The 17,940-nt window shown below is 38.6% G+C and carries 19 protein-coding genes; 14 read left to right on the top strand and 5 right to left on the bottom strand.

Annotated elements, in window-relative coordinates:
• Positions 1-77: 77 nt before the first annotated feature.
• From I586_RS11180 to I586_RS11145, 8 genes are all read left to right on the top strand, one after another.
• Entirely contained in the window at positions 78-1,643 is a 1,566-nt protein-coding gene (locus tag I586_RS11180; protein WP_010766247.1) for an ABC transporter ATP-binding protein, read from the top strand.
• A complete protein-coding gene (locus tag I586_RS11175) occupies positions 1,636-2,769 on the top strand; it encodes an ABC transporter permease (RefSeq protein ID WP_010766246.1) in 1,134 nt (377 codons plus the stop codon). The genes I586_RS11180 and I586_RS11175 overlap by 8 nt, the downstream gene beginning before the upstream one ends.
• The gene (locus tag I586_RS11170) at positions 2,769-3,731 is read left to right on the top strand and encodes an ABC transporter permease (protein ID WP_010766245.1); all 963 of its coding nucleotides are present in this window, start codon (positions 2,769-2,771) and stop codon (positions 3,729-3,731) included. The genes I586_RS11175 and I586_RS11170 overlap by 1 nt, the downstream gene beginning before the upstream one ends.
• A gap of 129 nt (positions 3,732-3,860) precedes the next feature.
• The gene (deoB, locus tag I586_RS11165) at positions 3,861-5,027 is read left to right on the top strand and encodes a phosphopentomutase (protein ID WP_010766244.1); all 1,167 of its coding nucleotides are present in this window, start codon (positions 3,861-3,863) and stop codon (positions 5,025-5,027) included.
• A 10-nt stretch (positions 5,028-5,037) separates the two neighbouring features.
• Entirely contained in the window at positions 5,038-5,856 is an 819-nt protein-coding gene (locus tag I586_RS11160) for a purine-nucleoside phosphorylase (RefSeq protein WP_010766243.1), read from the top strand.
• A gap of 26 nt (positions 5,857-5,882) precedes the next feature.
• Positions 5,883-6,590, top strand: a complete 708-nt coding sequence (gene deoD, locus I586_RS11155) for a purine-nucleoside phosphorylase (protein ID WP_010766242.1) — start codon at positions 5,883-5,885, stop codon at positions 6,588-6,590.
• A gap of 151 nt (positions 6,591-6,741) precedes the next feature.
• Positions 6,742-7,935 (top strand): iron-containing alcohol dehydrogenase, encoded by a 1,194-nt coding sequence (locus I586_RS11150; RefSeq protein WP_010766241.1) that lies wholly within the window; start codon positions 6,742-6,744, stop codon positions 7,933-7,935.
• A 30-nt stretch (positions 7,936-7,965) separates the two neighbouring features.
• On the top strand, positions 7,966-8,301 hold the full coding sequence (locus tag I586_RS11145) for a hypothetical protein (RefSeq protein WP_010766240.1): 336 nt from the start codon (positions 7,966-7,968) through the stop codon (positions 8,299-8,301).
• A gap of 43 nt (positions 8,302-8,344) precedes the next feature.
• On the opposite strand, the gene gpmA is transcribed toward I586_RS11145, so the two are convergent.
• From gpmA to rpiA, 3 genes are all read right to left on the bottom strand, one after another.
• Complete coding sequence (gpmA, locus tag I586_RS11140) at positions 8,345-9,031, bottom strand: 2,3-diphosphoglycerate-dependent phosphoglycerate mutase (RefSeq protein ID WP_010766239.1); 687 nt, start codon at positions 9,029-9,031, stop codon at positions 8,345-8,347.
• Positions 9,032-9,186: 155 nt separating this feature from the next.
• Positions 9,187-9,783 carry a recombinase family protein gene (locus I586_RS11135; protein ID WP_010766238.1) on the bottom strand — a complete coding sequence of 199 codons (597 nt, stop codon included), beginning with the start codon at positions 9,781-9,783 and terminating at the stop codon, positions 9,187-9,189.
• Between the two features lie 127 nt (positions 9,784-9,910).
• Positions 9,911-10,591, bottom strand: coding sequence for a ribose-5-phosphate isomerase RpiA (gene rpiA, locus I586_RS11130; RefSeq protein ID WP_010766237.1), 681 nt, complete (start codon positions 10,589-10,591; stop codon positions 9,911-9,913).
• Between the two features lie 353 nt (positions 10,592-10,944).
• On the opposite strand from rpiA, the gene rpsL reads away from it, so the two are divergent.
• The 6 genes from rpsL to I586_RS11100 all read left to right on the top strand — a co-directional run bounded on the left by rpsL (position 10,945) and on the right by I586_RS11100 (position 16,497).
• Positions 10,945-11,364: a 30S ribosomal protein S12 gene (rpsL, locus tag I586_RS11125; RefSeq protein WP_010761696.1), complete on the top strand. Its 420-nt coding sequence runs from the start codon at positions 10,945-10,947 to the stop codon at positions 11,362-11,364.
• Positions 11,365-11,420: 56 nt separating this feature from the next.
• Positions 11,421-11,891, top strand: coding sequence for a 30S ribosomal protein S7 (rpsG, locus tag I586_RS11120; RefSeq protein WP_010761695.1), 471 nt, complete (start codon positions 11,421-11,423; stop codon positions 11,889-11,891).
• Between the two features lie 82 nt (positions 11,892-11,973).
• On the top strand, positions 11,974-14,061 hold the full coding sequence (gene fusA, locus I586_RS11115) for an elongation factor G (RefSeq protein ID WP_010766236.1): 2,088 nt from the start codon (positions 11,974-11,976) through the stop codon (positions 14,059-14,061).
• Between the two features lie 140 nt (positions 14,062-14,201).
• On the top strand, positions 14,202-15,389 hold the full coding sequence (tuf, locus tag I586_RS11110) for an elongation factor Tu (protein WP_010761693.1): 1,188 nt from the start codon (positions 14,202-14,204) through the stop codon (positions 15,387-15,389).
• A gap of 237 nt (positions 15,390-15,626) precedes the next feature.
• On the top strand, positions 15,627-15,953 hold the full coding sequence (locus I586_RS11105) for a PadR family transcriptional regulator (protein ID WP_010766235.1): 327 nt from the start codon (positions 15,627-15,629) through the stop codon (positions 15,951-15,953).
• Entirely contained in the window at positions 15,943-16,497 is a 555-nt protein-coding gene (locus I586_RS11100) for a DUF2812 domain-containing protein (RefSeq protein WP_010766234.1), read from the top strand. The genes I586_RS11105 and I586_RS11100 overlap by 11 nt, the downstream gene beginning before the upstream one ends.
• Positions 16,498-16,593: 96 nt before the next feature.
• Here the strand turns inward: I586_RS11100 and I586_RS11095 are convergent, their stop codons facing one another.
• Entirely contained in the window at positions 16,594-16,986 is a 393-nt protein-coding gene (locus tag I586_RS11095; protein WP_010766233.1) for a tautomerase family protein, read from the bottom strand.
• A gap of 24 nt (positions 16,987-17,010) precedes the next feature.
• Positions 17,011-17,766, bottom strand: a complete 756-nt coding sequence (locus tag I586_RS11090) for a DeoR/GlpR family DNA-binding transcription regulator (protein WP_010766232.1) — start codon at positions 17,764-17,766, stop codon at positions 17,011-17,013.
• Positions 17,767-17,940: the final 174 nt, after the last annotated feature.

Here is a 17,940-nt window from a genome sequence, read left to right as displayed (position 1 = left end):
AAGCTACTTTATTTTTTTAGAAGTACCGTATCAAATGGTGCAAGTGTAAGTGATTAAATCGTTAGGATGTGAAAAATGTGGCTCAGGAAAACTTTGTAATTGAGATGCGCAATATCACTAAGCAGTTTGGAACGTTTAAGGCCAATGACAATATCAACTTAACTGTTCGGCCTGGAGAAATTCATGCGTTGCTTGGAGAAAATGGTGCGGGTAAATCTACCTTGATGAATATTTTATCTGGTTTGTTAGAACCGACATCGGGGGAAATCTTTATGAATGGTTCTAAAGTATCGATCAATGGACCGACTGCAGCGAATCGTTTAGGGATAGGGATGGTCCATCAACACTTTATGTTGGTAGATGCTTTTACAGTAACGGAGAATATTATTCTTGGAAGTGAACCAACGAATGTTGGTGTATTGGATCGTAAGAAAGCAACAGCGGAAATCAAACGGGTTTCGGAACAATATGGCTTATCAGTAGATCCAAGTGCCTATATTCGTGACATCTCTGTTGGGGCGCAACAACGTGTAGAAATTTTGAAAACGTTGTACCGTGGAGCAGACGTGTTGATTTTTGACGAACCGACAGCCGTTTTAACCCCACAAGAGATCGATGAGTTGATCGACATTATGCGCGGACTTGTTCAAGAAGGAAAATCAATCATCTTGATCACGCACAAATTGGATGAAATCAAAAAAGTAGCAGATCGCTGTACGGTTATTCGCCGCGGGCAAAGTATTGATACAGTGAACGTTAAAGACGTTTCTTCGCAGCAATTAGCTGATATGATGGTAGGCCGCTCCGTTTCGTTTAAAACAGAAAAGAAAGTAGCCGAGCCTAAAGAAGTAGTTCTTTCAATCAAAGATTTAGTGGTTAAAGAAAGTCGTGGGTTAAACGCTGTTAAAAGTCTTAGTTTAGATGTTCGTGCTGGTGAAGTCGTTGGGATCGCAGGGATTGATGGCAATGGTCAAACAGAATTGATTCAAGCGTTAACTGGTTTGCGTAAGGCAGAAAGTGGCTCAGTTGAACTTAGAGGTGAAGCGATTACGAATAAAAATCCTCGGAAAATCACTGAAGCAGGTGTAGGGCATGTGCCGGAAGACCGCCATAAATATGGTCTGATTTTGGATATGACATTAGCTGAAAATATTGCGTTGCAAACCTACTACCAAAAACCACTAAGTACTAACGGCGTTTTAAATTACAATCAAATCAATTCCTACGCACGTCGTTTAATAGAAGAATACGATGTTCGAACAGTAAATGAATTAGTTCCTGCTAAAGCATTATCAGGTGGAAATCAACAAAAGGCAATTATTGCACGTGAAATCGATCGTGATCCTGATTTGCTGATTGTCTCTCAACCAACTCGTGGGTTAGATGTAGGTGCTATCGAGTATATCCATAAACGATTGATCGAGCAACGAGACAAAGACAAAGCGGTGTTGGTGGTCAGTTTTGAATTAGATGAAATTTTAAATGTTTCTGATCGTATTGCAGTTATTCATGCTGGAAAAATCGTCGGAATCGTTGATCCAAAAGAAACAAGCGAAAATGAGTTAGGATTATTGATGGCTGGATATTCATTGGAAGAAGCCAGAGCAGAATTAAGTCAAGAGGCAGGTGAGGCAGTTGAATAATCGATCAGAAAGAATACGAAATATATTGGTTCCTATTTTATCGGTTTTGATGGGGTTCATTCTTGGTGCAATTATTATGCTGATTTCAGGTCAAGATCCGATTACGGGTTATCAAGCAATGCTGAAAACTGCTTTTCAAAGTCCCAAAAGTATTGGAGAAATTTTTGTGACGGCAGGTCCCTTGATCTTTACAGCATTAGGTTTTGCTGTAGCGAATTCAGCTGGATTCTTTAATATTGGGCTTTCCGGGCAAGCATTATGTGGCTGGGTAACTAGTATTTGGGTCGCACTGGCTATGCCGGATGCACCTCGCATGGTTGTTTTACCGTTGGCAGTACTTGCTGGAGCGTTAGCTGGGGCATTAGCGGCCGCTATTCCAGGACTATTGCGTGCGTTCTTTGGGACGAGTGAAGTAATCGTTACGATCATGTTGAATTATGTTTTCCTTTATACAAGTACTCATATCGTGAACAATGTGATGTCAAAGGATTATATGACAAACAAAGGAGTTACAAAAGTAATCGGCGAAAATGCTAGTTTACGTACAGGCTTCTTAAAAGAATTGAGTAGTGGGTCACGTTTGAATATTGGGATTTTTATGGCACTTATTTTCTTAGTTTTAATTTGGTTCCTTATGAAGAAAACGACATTGGGGTATGAAATTCGTTCAGTTGGGTTGAACCCATTCGCTTCTGAATACGCTGGTATGAGTAGTAGACGAACAATTGTAATGTCTATGGTTATTTCAGGGACATTAGCAGGTCTTGGTGGTGTAGTTCTTGGCCTTGGAACATTTGGTAATTTCTTTGTTCAAGGCTCTTCATTGAGTATTGGTTTCGATGGAATGGCTATTTCTTTACTTGGAGCAGGTAGCTCGGTAGGGATATTCTTATCCGCGATCCTCTTTAGTGTGTTGAAACTTGGTGGGCAAGGAATGCCGCTTCGTGCAGGTGTTCCGATTGAATTAGTAGATGTCGTGATTGCGGCAATCATTTTCTTTGTGGCAATCAGCTATTTAATTCGCTTCCTATTAGCAAAAGCTTCAGGTAGTAAAAAAGAAGTTGCGATTGTTGAAGAGTTAGATGGAAAAACAGACCCCACAAGTCAAGAAGGAGGAAAAATCTAATGGATATTGCATTAATCGCTGTATTGGCGCCGATTATTACACAAACTTTGGTTTATTCTACTCCTTTGGTCTTCACGGCTTTAGGTGGGACTTTTTCTGAGCGTAGTGGGATTGTAAATGTAGGGCTTGAAGGTATTATGGTTATGGGTGCTTTCAGTTCAGTAGTATTTAATTTAACCTTTGCTGAAACGTTTGGGGCAGCAACACCTTGGCTAGCTTGTTTGGTCGGTGGTTTAGTAGGAATGTTGTTTTCACTGCTTCACGCGGTTGCAACAATCAATTTAAGAGCAGATCATATCATCAGCGGAACAGTGGTCAACTTAATGGCACCTGCGCTAGGAATTTTCTTGATCAAGGTAATTTATGGAAAAGGACAAACGGATACGATCACAGAATCATTTGGGTACTTTTCATTTCCGATTTTGAAGGATATTCCGATTTTAGGAGACCTATTCTTCAAGCAAACAACATTGCCAGCTTTTGTGGCGATTTTAGTAGCCATTCTTTCGTGGTTCGTATTATTTAAAACACGCTTTGGGTTACGCCTTCGTTCAGTTGGTGAAAATCCTCAAGCGGCAGATACACTTGGAATCAATGTTTACGTGATGCGTTATGCAGGCGTTTTGATCTCAGGATTTTTAGGCGGCATCGGAGGAGCTGTATTTGCTCAAACGATTGCTGGACGTTTTGCGGTAACAACAATTGCTGGTCAAGGGTTCATCTCGATGGCGGCGATGATTTTTGGTAAATGGAATCCATTGGGTGCAATGGGAGCAGCCTTATTCTTTGGATTTGCTCAAAATATCAGTATTGCGGGGTCAAGTTTACCGATCATTTCATCGATCCCAGCTGTGTACTTACAAGCAGCACCATATGTGTTAACAATTGTCGTTTTAGTTGTTTTCTTAGGAAAAGCATCTGGACCTAAAGCGATTGGGAAAAATTATATCAAATCAAAATAAAGTTAGTTTAAAAGGGTGGGCTATGGGAAATTTTCTGAAGTCGCGCCCTTTTTCTAAATAGTGATTATGTTGGTTTTGCAGGACTGGCTTTCAACGTTTTTTACCAAATACAAAGAAAGAAGGATGGTTATGTTTAAACGTGTACATTTAATAGTGATGGATTCAGTCGGGATTGGGGAAGCGCCTGATGCTGAGAAATTTGGCGATGTTGGTAGTGATACTTTAGGACATATCGCAAAAGAAGCAGGTTTAACAATACCTAATTTAGAAAATCTAGGTCTTGGAACGATTGCGCCTCTTCATAATGTAGAATCAGTGGTTGATCATAAAGGATATGCAACAAAATTAGAAGAAATTTCAGTAGGAAAAGATACGATGACTGGGCATTGGGAAATTATGGGCTTGAATATCCAAAAACCTTTCCGAGTGTTTCCAGATGGCTTTCCGGAAGAATTGTTAAAACAAATCGAAGATTTTTCAGGACGGAAAATAGTTTGTAATAAACCTTATAGTGGTACAGCAGTTATTGATGATTACGGACAACATCAAATGGAAACAGGAGACTTGATCGTATACACATCTGCTGATCCAGTGCTACAAATCGCAGCACACGAAGAAATTATTCCGTTAGAAGAATTATACCGTATTTGTCAGTATGTTCGCGACATTACCAAAGACGAACCTTATATGATCGGGCGTATCATTGCTCGTCCATATCTTGGTGAGCCAGGTAACTTTACGAGAACAAGTAACCGTCATGATTATGCATTAGATCCATTTGGACAAACTGTTCTTGACTCGTTAAAAGATAACGACAAAGAAGTAATTGCTGTTGGAAAAATCAATGATATTTTCAATGGTCAAGGCATTACAGACTCTGTTCGTACGAAAAGCAACATGGACGGAGTAGATCAATTGCTCAACGTAATGAAACGTGATTTTGAAGGATTAAGTTTTACGAACTTAGTGGATTTTGATGCATTATATGGTCACCGTCGTGATGTAGTTGGTTATGCTCACGCTATCGAAGCGTTTGATTTAAGACTTCCTGAAATCATTGATGCTATGGAAGACGATGATTTACTAATGATCACAGCTGATCACGGAAATGACCCAACTTTTCCTGGAACAGATCACACAAGAGAATATGTTCCGTTATTAGTTTATAGTAAAAAAATGACTGGTCAAGGTAGCTTGCCTCAAGGTCATTATGCAGATATTTCAGCGACTATCGCTGAAAACTTCACTGTTCCAAAAACAGAAAATGGCGAAAGCTTTTTAAATAAACTGGTATAGGAGATAAATGATGACAAAATTAGGTGAAATGTTAAAAGAGACAACAGCATTTTTAAAGGAAAAAGGTGTTGGTGAAGTTGATTTTGGGTTAATTTTAGGCTCTGGTTTAGGCGAGTTGGCAGACGAAGTAGAAAATGCAATCGCAATTTCATTTTCAGAAGTTCCACATTTTGCAGTTTCCACAGTTGTTGGACATGCGGGTAAATTAGTTTATGGAACACTTTCTGGAAAAAAAGTCTTAGCAATGCAAGGACGTTTCCATTATTACGAAGGTCATTCAATGCAAAAAGTAACGTATCCAGTTCGCTTGATGGCCGCGATGGGAGCACATTCAATCGTAGTGACAAATGCTGCAGGTGGGGTGAATGAAAACTTCACACCAGGCAATTTGATGTTGATCACAGACCATATCAACTTTACAGGTGATAATCCATTGATTGGGGAAAATGATGAAGCGATGGGACCACGTTTCCCAGATATGAGTCATGCGTATACGCCTGCTTACTTTGAAATTGCTAAAAAAGTGGCAAAAGAGCAAAATGTTCCATTACAAGAAGGTGTTTATATGGGCTATTCTGGTCCGACTTATGAAACACCGGCTGAAATTCGCATGTCTCGTGTGATGGGTGCGGACGCAGTTGGAATGTCCACAGTATCAGAAGTGATCGTTGCTGCGCACAGTGGCTTAAAAGTGTTGGGCATCTCATGTATCACTAATTTGGCTGCTGGTATGCAAAGTAGCTTAAATCATGCAGAAGTTGTTGAAACGACAGAACGTGTTAAAGCCCAATTTAAAGAACTGATCAAGGCAACATTGGCTGAACTATAAAAGAGTTAGTATAAAGGAGAAAAAATATGAGTGTTCATATCGAAGCAAAACCAGGTGAAATCGCAGATAAAATTTTATTACCAGGAGATCCATTACGCGCGAAATATATCGCCGAAACATTTTTAGAAAATCCAGTCTGTTACAACCAAGTAAGAGGAATGTTGGGGTATACAGGGACATATAAAGGTGAGCGTGTTTCAGTTCAAGGAACAGGGATGGGTATGCCTTCTGCAACGATTTATGCCCATGAACTGATCAACTCTTATGACGTGAAAAAATTGATTCGTGTGGGGACTTGCGGATCGATTTCTGAGAAAGTACATGTAAGAGATTTAGTGATTGCACAAGCGGCAGCGACACCGTCGTCAATGATCCGTAATGACTTTCCTAAATATGATTTCCCACAAATCGCTGATTTTGATTTGCTGCTTAAATCATATACGACCGCAAAAGAAAAAGGGTTTGTTACCCATGTAGGGAATGTTTTATCCGATGATGTCTTTTATAAAGACAGCATGGATGGTGTTTTTGAGTTAGGTAAATTAGGTGTGTTAGCTATTGAAATGGAAGCTGCAGCGTTATATTATCTAGCAGCTAAATTTGATGTGCAAGCTTTGGCAATCATGACTGTTAGTGATAGTTTAGTAACGGGTGAAGAAACTACTGCTGAAGAACGTCAAACGACATTTAATGATATGATCGAAGTAGGTTTAGAAACTGCGATCAATAGTTAGTAAAATAATTAGTGAAACAGCTCCTGCTTTTTGACGGAGCTGTTTTTATACTGTAATTCAAGTGATTAGATCCAGAGGGTTGTTTTTCTTGACACTCTTTTTTGATAGATTATCATAGAATAAGAAACCTAAATTGAACGGAGGAAAAAAATTGGATAATTTCAGATTTTATGTACCAACAGATATTCGTTTTGGGAAAGACCGTTTAGCAACAGAGCTAACAGATGTACTGGATGTATATGGAAAAAAAGTTCTTATAGTTTATGGTGGAGGCAGTATTAAGAAAAATGGTTTATATGACCAAGTAATCGATCTGCTCGAAAAAAATCAAAATAAAGTTGTTGAATTGAGCGGTGTAGAGCCTAATCCTCGTATCGAAACAGTTCGTCGTGGTGTATCATTGTGTCGTGAAAATGATATTGATGTTATTTTGGCCGTAGGTGGTGGCTCAACAATCGATTGTGCCAAAGTAGTAGCGGCAGGTTTCTATAGCGAAGAAGACCCATGGGATATTATCGTTGCACGAAAAGGCTATCAAGGTGAAGCATTACCGATCGTCACAATTTTAACATTAGCAGCAACAGGGAGTGAAATGAACGCGGGTGCAGTTATTTCAAATTTAGAATCCAACCAAAAATTAGGTGTTGGTGGACCATCAATGATCCCAAAAGTATCTTTCCTTGACCCTACAAATACCTTTACGGTACCTGCTTATCAAACAGCAGCAGGTTCTGCGGATATATTGAGTCATTTATTTGAAAGTTATTTCAATATAACAGAAGGAACGGATGTACAAGATTTTGTTTCGGAAGGCTTGATGCGCGCTGTAATCAAAAACTGTCCAATCGCGCTTGAAACACCTGAAGATTACGATGCGCGTGCGAATTTGATGTGGTCAAGTAGCTTGGCGTTGAACGGTTTAACAAGAAACGGCAAACATGGTGTTTGGTCTTGTCATGCGATGGAACACGAGTTAAGTGCGTTTTATGACATTACACATGGTATTGGACTGGCTATTTTGACTCCACGTTGGATGGACTATGTTCTTAATGAAAAAACAGTCACGAAATTTGCTCAGTTTGCACATAACGTTTGGGGAATCAACGAGAAAGACCCAATGCATGCAGCGAAAAAAGGGATTCAAGCAACTTATGATTTCTTCAAATCATGTGGAATACCTATGACCCTGCCAGAAGTTGGCATTGAGAAAGACAAATTTGCAGAGATGGCAAAACAAGCAGTGGCGCATAGTACAATCAAAATAGATGCGTTTGTTCCACTAGCTGAATCAGATGTTGAAGCAATCTATCATGCGTGTTTAACTGAATCTAGCTTTGTCTACTAAAAATTAGCACATTGAAAAGGAGAGAAGGCTATGAAACAATTATTTGATGAAACGTATTCCGAAAATCGAACGCTTTGGTATGCTTATTTCAAAAATTTGGAACAAGCAGATTTACTTGAAACGATTACCCAAGTTATCCAAAACGATTTAAAAGACGCTAACGATGTTTTGGCTACAAGCTGGATATTTTACCGTGAAGAGTTGCAAAAAGATGCGTTAGAGGAAGAAGTCAGGTCTTCGATCATGGTGCGTTTGGTGGATGGACAATATCATGTTCAATATAATATGTCAGATTTTGAGTTTGTTACCCAACGAGAGGCAATCGCAAATTGGCTTCAACGTTTGAAAGAACAACTAGAACAATAAATAAAGACTACTGGAATCTACATTCCAGTAGTCTTTCGTTTTTTTATAAGTAGTATTTTTTCGCTACTGTTAAATCATCGTTTAATTCGTAAACAAGCGGTTGACCTGTTGGGATTTCAAGATCCATGATATCTTCATCTGAAATACCTTCGATATGTTTCGCTAGAGCACGTAAAGAGTTACCATGAGCTGCTACTAAAACAGTTTTATTGTCTAATAAAGCAGGTGCAATTTCATCTTGCCAGAAAGGTAACGCACGTTCTAGAGTCACTTTTAAGTTTTCTCCACCTGGAATATCGCGTTGGTCTAACATTGCATAACGACGATCGTTTGCTGCAGAACCTTCATCAGTTGCTTCCATCAATGGAGGTAAAGTATCATAAGAACGACGCCAGATGTGTACTTGGTCATCTCCATATTTTTCAGCAGTTTCTTGTTTGTTCAGACCTTGCAATTTACCATAATGACGTTCGTTTAAGCGCCAAGATTTGATTTGAGGAACCCATAATTGATCTGAGTTTTCTAAAAGCAAGTTACATGTTTTGATAGCACGAGTTAAGACTGAAGTGTACGCTACATCAAATTCAATTCCAGCTTCTTTGATTTTGCGGCCGCCTTCGATTGCTTCTTCAACACCTTGTGGTGCTAAATCTACGTCAGCCCATCCTGTAAATTGGTTTAACGCATTCCATTCACTAAGTCCATGACGAGAAAATACTAATTTTGGCATGTATAGCTCTCCTTTGAGTTGTAGTTTCTGAAACTTTCATTTCCTTTTCTATTGTACACCGTTTTAAAATAGATTTCCATTGTAAATTCGTAAAAAATACCACAAGCAATGCAAATAAGGAGAGAGCGGTTGAAACACCACTCTCTCCTTTGGTACTAATTTTTGTTATCCTGAGAAATTGCTAAAACCTCTTCTTCAGATAAATTGATATATTTGTAGCAAGTCCCGACAGAAACATTGCATTTTGAAGAAATAAATTGTATCGTTTCTTTCTTTTCATGGTATAAGTGTCGGATTTTTTTAACGGTTCGTCCATCTATTTTAGGGCGACCGCCGATTTTTCCCTTTTTGCGCGCATTATTCAATCCGACTAATGTCCGTTCTTTGATTAGATCGCATTCCATCTTTGCAAGCTCATTCATCAGTTTAAAATAAATTTCCCCCACAGGATGTCGCGTATCGATTTCTTCGTCTAGGCTGACTAAGTGGATACCAGATCCTTTAAAAGTCTGTGTCAGTTCAGTCAATTGACGTGTAGATCGCCCTAAACGGTTTAAACGACAGATGACCAGTGTATCACCAGCTGCTAAACTACCAAGGACGGTCTCAAGCTCGGAAATAAGATGTTTGTCATTCGTAACATCAAAAGCTTCGTGATAAATCTCGTCGCAACCGTAATCAGATAATACTTTTATTTGAGCATCTAAGTCATTGTCGGTGATTGTTGTGCGTGCATAACCAATTATTTTCATTGTTCGTCCTTTCTAGTAAAAAAGTAAAATAGGATACTAAAAATGTAGCATATAAACGAATGAAATGATAGGTGTTTTTTTATCTTTTTTTAATGGAATTCTTTGTTTTCAAATCTTATTCAAAGAATTATTTATTTGGCGTGTGAATAGTTTTTGGACCCGTTTCCCCACCGACGATAACAGTGGAAACAATTTGAAGGAATAAACCATGTTCCACAACTCCGACTAATTGATCTAAATAAGCACCTAGAGTAATGGGATCATCGATTTCTTTTAAATGAAGATCAATGATGTAGTGCCCGCCGTCCGTAACGAGAACCTCTCCGTCTGGTGTGGTACGTAATACGGGCGCATAGCCTTTGTCCTCAAATAGCTGAACTAATTGTTGACTGCCATATGGCACCACTTCAACTGGTAACGGGAATTTGCCCAGTTTTTTTACAAGTTTGGACTCATCAACGATCCAAATACATTTTTTTGAATATGTTGCAACGATTTTCTCGAATAACAAAGCAGCACCTCCGCCTTTGATACCCTGGAAATCTTCACTGATTTCATCAGCACCATCAATTGTTAAGTCGACGTAAGGAACGTCATCGATTCCTTTTAATGGGATTCCTAACGCTAAAGCTTGACGCTCAGTTTCTTTTGATGTCGTGACACCAATGATAGAGAGACCTTCTTCTTTTATGCGGCGACCAATTTCATCTACCATAAATTTTGCGGTAGATCCTGTACCTAGACCTACGATCATACCATCTTCTACATATTTTGCTGCTTCGATTCCTGCCATTTGTTTAAGATTCATCTGCGTATATGCCCCTTTCAAATAATCAAAGATATTGTACCGTTAAACGAAAAAAAAAGATAGAATGATTTGTGGAATTAGCGATTTTCTTCTATATAAATATCAACTTAAATAGAGAAGTGAAAAAAATACTCATTTTACTAGAAAAAAGCTGGCAAGTGGTTGACAGACCCATATTATCGTGCTATCCTAGCAAAGGTGCTTTATCTACAGGTCTCTCGTTGGAGACGTGCTGACTGTCTATCGAAGCATATTTGATAATGAGTGCAGAGATTGCATTATTTTTTATCGCTAAAAAAGAACCACCTGGATGTGTGGGACTAGATGCGAAATGAGGAAGGAGGAAACAAGGAATGCCTACAATTAATCAATTAGTACGTAAACCTCGTAAATCAAAGGTGGAGAAATCTAATTCACCAGCGTTGAACAAAGGATATAATAGCTTTAAGAAATCTCAAACGAACGTAAATTCACCACAAAAGCGTGGGGTTTGTACTCGTGTGGGAACTATGACACCTAAAAAACCGAACTCAGCTTTACGTAAATATGCCCGTGTTCGTTTGTCTAACTTAATCGAAGTAACAGCTTATATCCCAGGGATTGGTCACAACTTACAAGAACATAGCGTGGTATTATTACGCGGTGGACGTGTAAAAGACTTACCAGGGGTACGTTATCACATCGTACGTGGTGCGCTTGATACAGCTGGCGTTACAGATCGTAAACAAAGCCGCTCTAAATATGGTACTAAAATGCCTAAAGCAGCTAAATAATTTGACAATCACTAAGGTCTTATATAATAAAGAATTTTCGGAAGGAGGAGTTACGGATGCCACGTAAAGGTCCTGTTACAAAACGCGATGTTTTACCAGATCCAATTTATAACTCAAAATTAGTAACTCGCTTAATCAACCGTGTAATGGTTGATGGAAAACGCGGGATTGCTGCTAATATCATCTATAATTCATTTGATATCATCAAAGAATCTACAGGTAACGATCCATTGGAAGTTTTCGAACAAGCAATGAAAAACGTTATGCCTGTACTAGAAGTAAAAGCTCGCCGTGTTGGGGGTTCTAACTATCAAGTACCAGTTGAAGTTCGTCCAGAACGTCGTACAACTTTAGGTTTACGTTGGGTTGTTAACTATGCTCGCCTACGCGGTGAACATACAATGGAACAACGTCTAGCGAAAGAAATCATGGATGCTGCCAATAACACTGGTGCTTCTGTTAAAAAACGTGAAGACACACACAAAATGGCGGACGCTAACCGTGCGTTTGCACATTATCGTTGGTAAGATCCTCTCTGTATGTAATTTAACTTTACAACAGATAGTCACTTTACAATCGATTTAAATAAAGAGAGGAGATCAACCTAAAATGGCAAGAGAATTTTCGTTAGAAAACACTCGTAATATCGGTATTATGGCTCACGTTGATGCTGGTAAAACAACAACAACAGAGCGTATCTTATACTATACTGGTAAAATCCATAAAATTGGTGAAACGCACGAAGGTGCTTCACAAATGGACTGGATGGAACAAGAACAAGAACGTGGTATTACCATCACATCTGCTGCAACAACTGCAGAATGGAAAGGTTACCGAGTAAATATCATCGATACACCAGGACACGTGGATTTCACTATTGAAGTTCAACGTTCACTACGTGTATTGGATGGTGCTGTTACCGTTCTTGACTCACAATCAGGTGTAGAACCGCAAACTGAAACAGTTTGGCGCCAAGCAACTGACTATAAAGTTCCACGTATTGTTTTCTGTAATAAAATGGATAAAATCGGTGCGGATTTCTTATACTCTGTAAACTCATTACATGATCGTTTACAAGCAAATGCTCATCCAATCCAATTACCAATTGGTTCAGAAGATAACTTTACAGGGATCATCGACTTAATTACGATGAAAGCTGAAATTTATACAAATGACTTAGGTACAGACATCCAAGAAACTGAAATTCCAGAAGAATATATGGATCAAGCAGTTGAATGGCGTGAAAAATTAGTTGAAGCAGTAGCTGAAACTGATGAAGACCTAATGATGAAATATCTTGACGGTGAAGAAATTACTATCGAAGAATTAAAAGCGGGTATCCGCCAAGCAACGATCAACGTTGAATTCTTCCCAGTAATGTGTGGTTCTGCCTTTAAAAATAAAGGTGTTCAAATAATGCTTGATGCAGTACTTGATTACTTACCATCACCACTTGATATTGATGCAATCAAAGGTATCGACGTTAAAACAGACGAAGAAACAACTCGTCCTGCAGATGACGAAGCTCCTTTTGCTTCATTAGCGTTTAAAGTTATGACTGACCCATTCGTAGGTCGTCTAACATTCTTCCGTGTCTATTCTGGTGTCCTAGAAAGTGGTTCATACGTATTGAACGCTTCTAAAGACAAAAAAGAACGTATCGGTCGTATTTTACAAATGCATGCAAATACTCGTAAAGAAATCGATAAAGTCTTCTCAGGCGATATCGCAGCAGCGGTTGGATTGAAAGATACAACAACTGGTGATACTTTATGTGCGATGGATGCGCCAGTTATTCTTGAATCAATCGAGTTCCCAGAACCGGTTATCCAAGTAGCTGTTGAACCTAAATCAAAAGCTGACCAAGATAAAATGGGGATTGCTTTGCAAAAACTTGCAGAAGAAGATCCATCATTCCGCGTTGAAACAAACGTTGAAACTGGTGAAACAGTTATCTCTGGTATGGGCGAATTGCACTTAGACGTATTAGTAGACCGTATGAGACGTGAGTTCAAGGTTGAAGCTAACGTTGGTGCTCCTCAAGTATCATACCGTGAAACTTTCCGTGCGCCTCTAACTCAGGCAGAAGGTAAGTTTGTACGTCAGTCTGGTGGTAAAGGTCAATACGGACATGTCTGGGTTGAATTTACACCAAACGAAGAAGGAAAAGGTTTTGAATTTGAAAATGCCATCGTCGGTGGTGTGGTTCCTCGTGAATACATCCCAGCGGTTGAAAAAGGCTTGGCAGAATCTATGAACAACGGTGTTCTTGCTGGATATCCATTAGTGGATATTAAAGCAAAACTTTACGATGGTTCATACCATGATGTCGATTCAAATGAAACAGCCTTCCGTGTAGCTGCTTCTATGGCACTACGTGCGGCTGCTAAGAAAGCTAATCCAGTTATCTTAGAACCAATGATGAAAGTAACGATCACTGTACCAGAAGATTACTTAGGTGATATCATGGGACACGTTACAAGTCGTCGTGGACGTGTTGAAGGTATGGAAGCACACGGTAACTCACAAATCGTTAACGCGATGGTGCCTCTAGCTGAAATGTTCGGCTACGCTACAACATTACGTTCAGCAACACAAGGTCGCGGTACGTTTATGATGGTCTTTGACCACTATGAAGATGTACCAAAATCTGTACAAGAAGAAATTATCAAGAAAAATGGCGGAAACAACGCATAATAGTTAAGAAATTTGCGCAAGCTTATTTATGACTAGGATTTTCTGTGGATTTCGGTTAAACTAATTAAAGATGATCAGGTAGCTGTAAAACTATCTATCAAATAAAATAAAATTCATATATTTTAGGAGGAACATTTAAAATGGCTAAAGAAAAATTTGACCGTTCTAAACCCCATGTAAACATTGGTACTATTGGACACGTTGACCATGGTAAAACTACATTAACTGCTGCAATCGCAACTGTGTTAGCTAAACACGGTGGCGGTGAAGCTCAAAACTATGCTGATATCGATAACGCTCCAGAAGAAAAAGAACGTGGTATCACAATCAACACTTCTCACATCGAGTATGAAACTGATGCTCGTCACTACGCACACGTGGATTGCCCAGGACACGCGGATTACGTTAAAAACATGATCACTGGTGCTGCACAAATGGATGGAGCTATCTTAGTAGTATCTGCTGCTGATGGTCCTATGCCTCAAACTCGTGAGCACATCTTGTTATCACGTAACGTTGGTGTACCATACATCGTTGTTTTCTTAAACAAAATGGATATGGTAGATGACGAAGAATTATTAGAATTAGTAGAAATGGAAGTTCGTGATTTATTATCTGAATATGACTTCCCAGGTGACGACACTCCTGTTATCGCTGGTTCTGCTTTGAAAGCATTAGAAGGCGACGCTTCATACGAAGAAAAAATCATGGAATTAATGGCTGCAGTTGATGAGTATATCCCAACTCCAACTCGTGATACTGACAAACCATTCATGATGCCAGTCGAAGACGTATTCTCAATCACTGGACGTGGTACAGTTGCTACTGGCCGTGTTGAACGTGGAGAAGTTCGCGTTGGTGACGAAATCGAAATCGTTGGTATTAAAGAAGATACAGCTAAAACAACAGTTACTGGTGTTGAAATGTTCCGTAAATTGTTAGACTACGCTGAAGCTGGCGATAACATCGGTGCTTTATTACGTGGTGTTGCACGTGAAGATATCGAACGTGGACAAGTATTGGCAAAACCTGCTTCAATCACTCCACACACAAAATTTAAAGCTGAAGTTTATGTTTTATCAAAAGAAGAAGGCGGACGTCACACTCCATTCTTCACAAACTACCGTCCTCAGTTCTACTTCCGTACAACTGACGTAACTGGTGTAGTTGAATTACCAGAAGGCGTTGAAATGGTAATGCCTGGTGATAACGTTGCAATGGACGTTGAATTAATCCACCCAATCGCTATCGAAGACGGAACTCGTTTCTCTATTCGTGAAGGCGGACGTACTGTTGGTTCAGGCGTTGTTTCTGAAATTACTAAATAATTGCAGATTAATATAAAGTAACAAAACCGACTTAAAACATCGGCGTACTCGGACGTAAGTCGAAGGGATTTCCCTTCGGCTTTTTTTTTGTTTCGGATAGTTTATACATAAAATGAGATTCAAAGGTAGATTGTTTTTTTTTTTTTGAAAAATATATTGACATATATCGAGGTTCGATATAATATAGTAATACGATATATCGAACCTCGATATACAATTGAGAGGGATGAGCTGCTAATGGAAGATAAACTGAAAAGAATTTACATACCAATGACCGAAACGGGTTTCTATATTTTATTTGCTCTTAAAGAAGAACGTCATGGTTATAACATCATCCAATATGTAAAAGAGTTAACGAATCAAGAAATTATTATTAGTGCAGGAACAATGTATGGAAGCCTTGGTAAGATGGAAAAAGACGGTTTGATTCAAGTGGTGAAAGAAGAAGATAGGCGAAAAAGTTATTTGATTACATCGTTGGGGGAAGAAGTACTCAATCATGAAATCAATAGAATTAAAAGGTTGTATAAAAATAGTATTGGGGAGAGACTAGATGAAAACTAAAAAAATAAGGAAAAGGTTTGAGTTGGCTGATTATTTAGAGGAAGAAAAATTTTTACAAGTGCAACATAAAAAAGGCTGGAGAATGGTAAATTTGAAGTTAGGATTTAGTACCTATATTTTTGAAGAGTGTGAACCAGATGATTATGCATATCAACTAGATTTCAAACAACAAGAAAAAGATCTTGAAGAGTATCTACAACTCTTTGAAGATTGTGGCTGGGAGCACTTTTATAAATTGGGCAACTGGTATTATTTTAGGAAGAAAAAATCTGAAATACCAGAAGAAAATGTGATTTTTAATGATGCTCCAACGCGCGCTGAAATGGCGAAAAAAGTTGTAAGGTTTCAAGGGATGATTTCTTTCATTGCGTTGTTTCCGTTGTTTTATATAGTTCCCATATTGCTGAATAGAGGGGAAGGGAGAAGCAATGCTCTGCTTGCTTTGTTATCAATCTATGGTGTGATAATGATTGTTTTGACTGGGAGTCAGTTAAGAAATTTTTGGAAGCTCAATCAGATCATCAAGAGAGAAGAGCAGATATAAAGAGCCAGGATCGTTATCTTTTTACTCCTGCTGTTTCCTCATGTTTAAAGACCGAAACAAAACTGATTATTGGTTTTGTTTCGGTCTTTTTATATTTTAGAGTTCGCCTGTTAAAAATTGTGCTTCGCCAAAACCAAAGCTCCAATCAGCATCATTATTAATTATGAATGAAATAAGTAAGTTTTCAGGTGTAATGCCGCACAGCTCATCTAACTGTTGCGCCAGTAGTCGATAAAATTTTTCTTTTTGAGCGGTTGTTCGTTCCCGGCTAATAACGGTTAGTGAAATCATCTTAGCAGGATCTCTTTTAAACCCTAATCCTGTATCTTCCATCACCATTTCAAAGGGCTTGTGCTGTGTAACGATTTGATATCTATCACCTGTTGGGACGTCAAAGGAAGCTAGGACTACGGAATGGGCGACATCGAGTATCGTTTGTATTTCTTCTTTGCTGTGACCTTCGACTAAATCGAATTTTAATAGTGGCAAGTTGAGTCCTCCTTTTCTTCATGTTTAGTTGCTATATAAAAGATCGACTGAATGTGACTCGCAAAACTCTACATACTTTTCGGGGATCTCTCTTGTTGTGACAATTCCTTTAATGCTTTCTAAAGGAGAATAGGTAAGCAAAGTAGAATGGTCGAATTTTGAACGATCTGCGAGTAGGTAAATGTCTTTGGTTCTTTGAACGATCATTTTTTTAATCCGATATTCCATCAAATCTGAATTGGTCAAACCACTTGTAATTGAGACACCAGTTGCCGCCATAAAGGCCTTGTTTATATTGTATCTTGTTACAACGGCTTCATCCTCAATTCCCACAAAAGAACGTGTTTTCCTTTTGTAGCTATTCCCAATAAGAATAAGTTGGACGTTTTTCATTGCAGCCGCAAGATTGATAATATCAAGATTGTTTGTTAATAAGGTAAATGGCAATTCTGGATCAATGTGATTTAAAATTTGACTAGTGGTTGTTCCAGAATCAATGTAGATTAAATCGTCTTCTTCGATCAATGCGGCAGCTCTTTTACCAATCTGTTCCTTCTCCTTTTGATTATGAATAGTCCGATTTTCAAAAGAAACTAAGCTATTCTCTACATAAACAACCCCGCCGTATACTTTCTTCAAGGTTCCTCTTTTTTCCAATTCATTGATATCGCGACGAATCGTATTTTTAGAGACATTGAAAACACGGCATAGTTCATCAAGCGAAATACTGCCTTGTTGTTGTATGTAATTTTCAATTTGCTGAATTCGTTGTAATTTCATCTATCTGTGGCCTTTCCACTTCGTGTAATTAGGTTTACTATAACATATGACCTGAATGTAATCAACATGTAACCAAATTTATGTGGATTTTACTCTGTATTTTTCAAGTTACGTTCTTCTGAAATAGAAACTTTAGCAAAAAGTAATCAAAAAAAGGAATATTTTACCAAAAAT

This window comes from Enterococcus moraviensis ATCC BAA-383 (genome assembly GCF_000407445.1).
Classification (GTDB): Bacteria; Bacillota; Bacilli; order Lactobacillales; family Enterococcaceae; genus Enterococcus_L; species Enterococcus_L moraviensis.
This window is presented reverse-complemented; position numbering and strand designations above follow the sequence as displayed.

What these genes read in the sequence shown, in the direction of transcription:
- I586_RS11090 (WP_010766232.1), bottom strand. Translation starts at nt 17,766, where the DNA reads ATGAAATTACAACGAATTCAGCAAATTGAAAATTACATACAACAACAA.
- rpsL (WP_010761696.1), top strand. Translation starts at nt 10,945, where the DNA reads ATGCCTACAATTAATCAATTAGTACGTAAACCTCGTAAATCAAAGGTG.
- I586_RS11100 (WP_010766234.1), top strand. Translation starts at nt 15,943, where the DNA reads ATGAAAACTAAAAAAATAAGGAAAAGGTTTGAGTTGGCTGATTATTTA.
- rpiA (WP_010766237.1), bottom strand. Translation starts at nt 10,591, where the DNA reads ATGAATCTTAAACAAATGGCAGGAATCGAAGCAGCAAAATATGTAGAA.
- I586_RS11145 (WP_010766240.1), top strand. Translation starts at nt 7,966, where the DNA reads ATGAAACAATTATTTGATGAAACGTATTCCGAAAATCGAACGCTTTGG.
- gpmA (WP_010766239.1), bottom strand. Translation starts at nt 9,031, where the DNA reads ATGCCAAAATTAGTATTTTCTCGTCATGGACTTAGTGAATGGAATGCG.
- I586_RS11170 (WP_010766245.1), top strand. Translation starts at nt 2,769, where the DNA reads ATGGATATTGCATTAATCGCTGTATTGGCGCCGATTATTACACAAACT.
- I586_RS11160 (WP_010766243.1), top strand. Translation starts at nt 5,038, where the DNA reads ATGACAAAATTAGGTGAAATGTTAAAAGAGACAACAGCATTTTTAAAG.
- I586_RS11135 (WP_010766238.1), bottom strand. Translation starts at nt 9,783, where the DNA reads ATGAAAATAATTGGTTATGCACGCACAACAATCACCGACAATGACTTA.
- I586_RS11105 (WP_010766235.1), top strand. Translation starts at nt 15,627, where the DNA reads ATGGAAGATAAACTGAAAAGAATTTACATACCAATGACCGAAACGGGT.
- fusA (WP_010766236.1), top strand. Translation starts at nt 11,974, where the DNA reads ATGGCAAGAGAATTTTCGTTAGAAAACACTCGTAATATCGGTATTATG.
- tuf (WP_010761693.1), top strand. Translation starts at nt 14,202, where the DNA reads ATGGCTAAAGAAAAATTTGACCGTTCTAAACCCCATGTAAACATTGGT.
- rpsG (WP_010761695.1), top strand. Translation starts at nt 11,421, where the DNA reads ATGCCACGTAAAGGTCCTGTTACAAAACGCGATGTTTTACCAGATCCA.
- deoB (WP_010766244.1), top strand. Translation starts at nt 3,861, where the DNA reads ATGTTTAAACGTGTACATTTAATAGTGATGGATTCAGTCGGGATTGGG.
- deoD (WP_010766242.1), top strand. Translation starts at nt 5,883, where the DNA reads ATGAGTGTTCATATCGAAGCAAAACCAGGTGAAATCGCAGATAAAATT.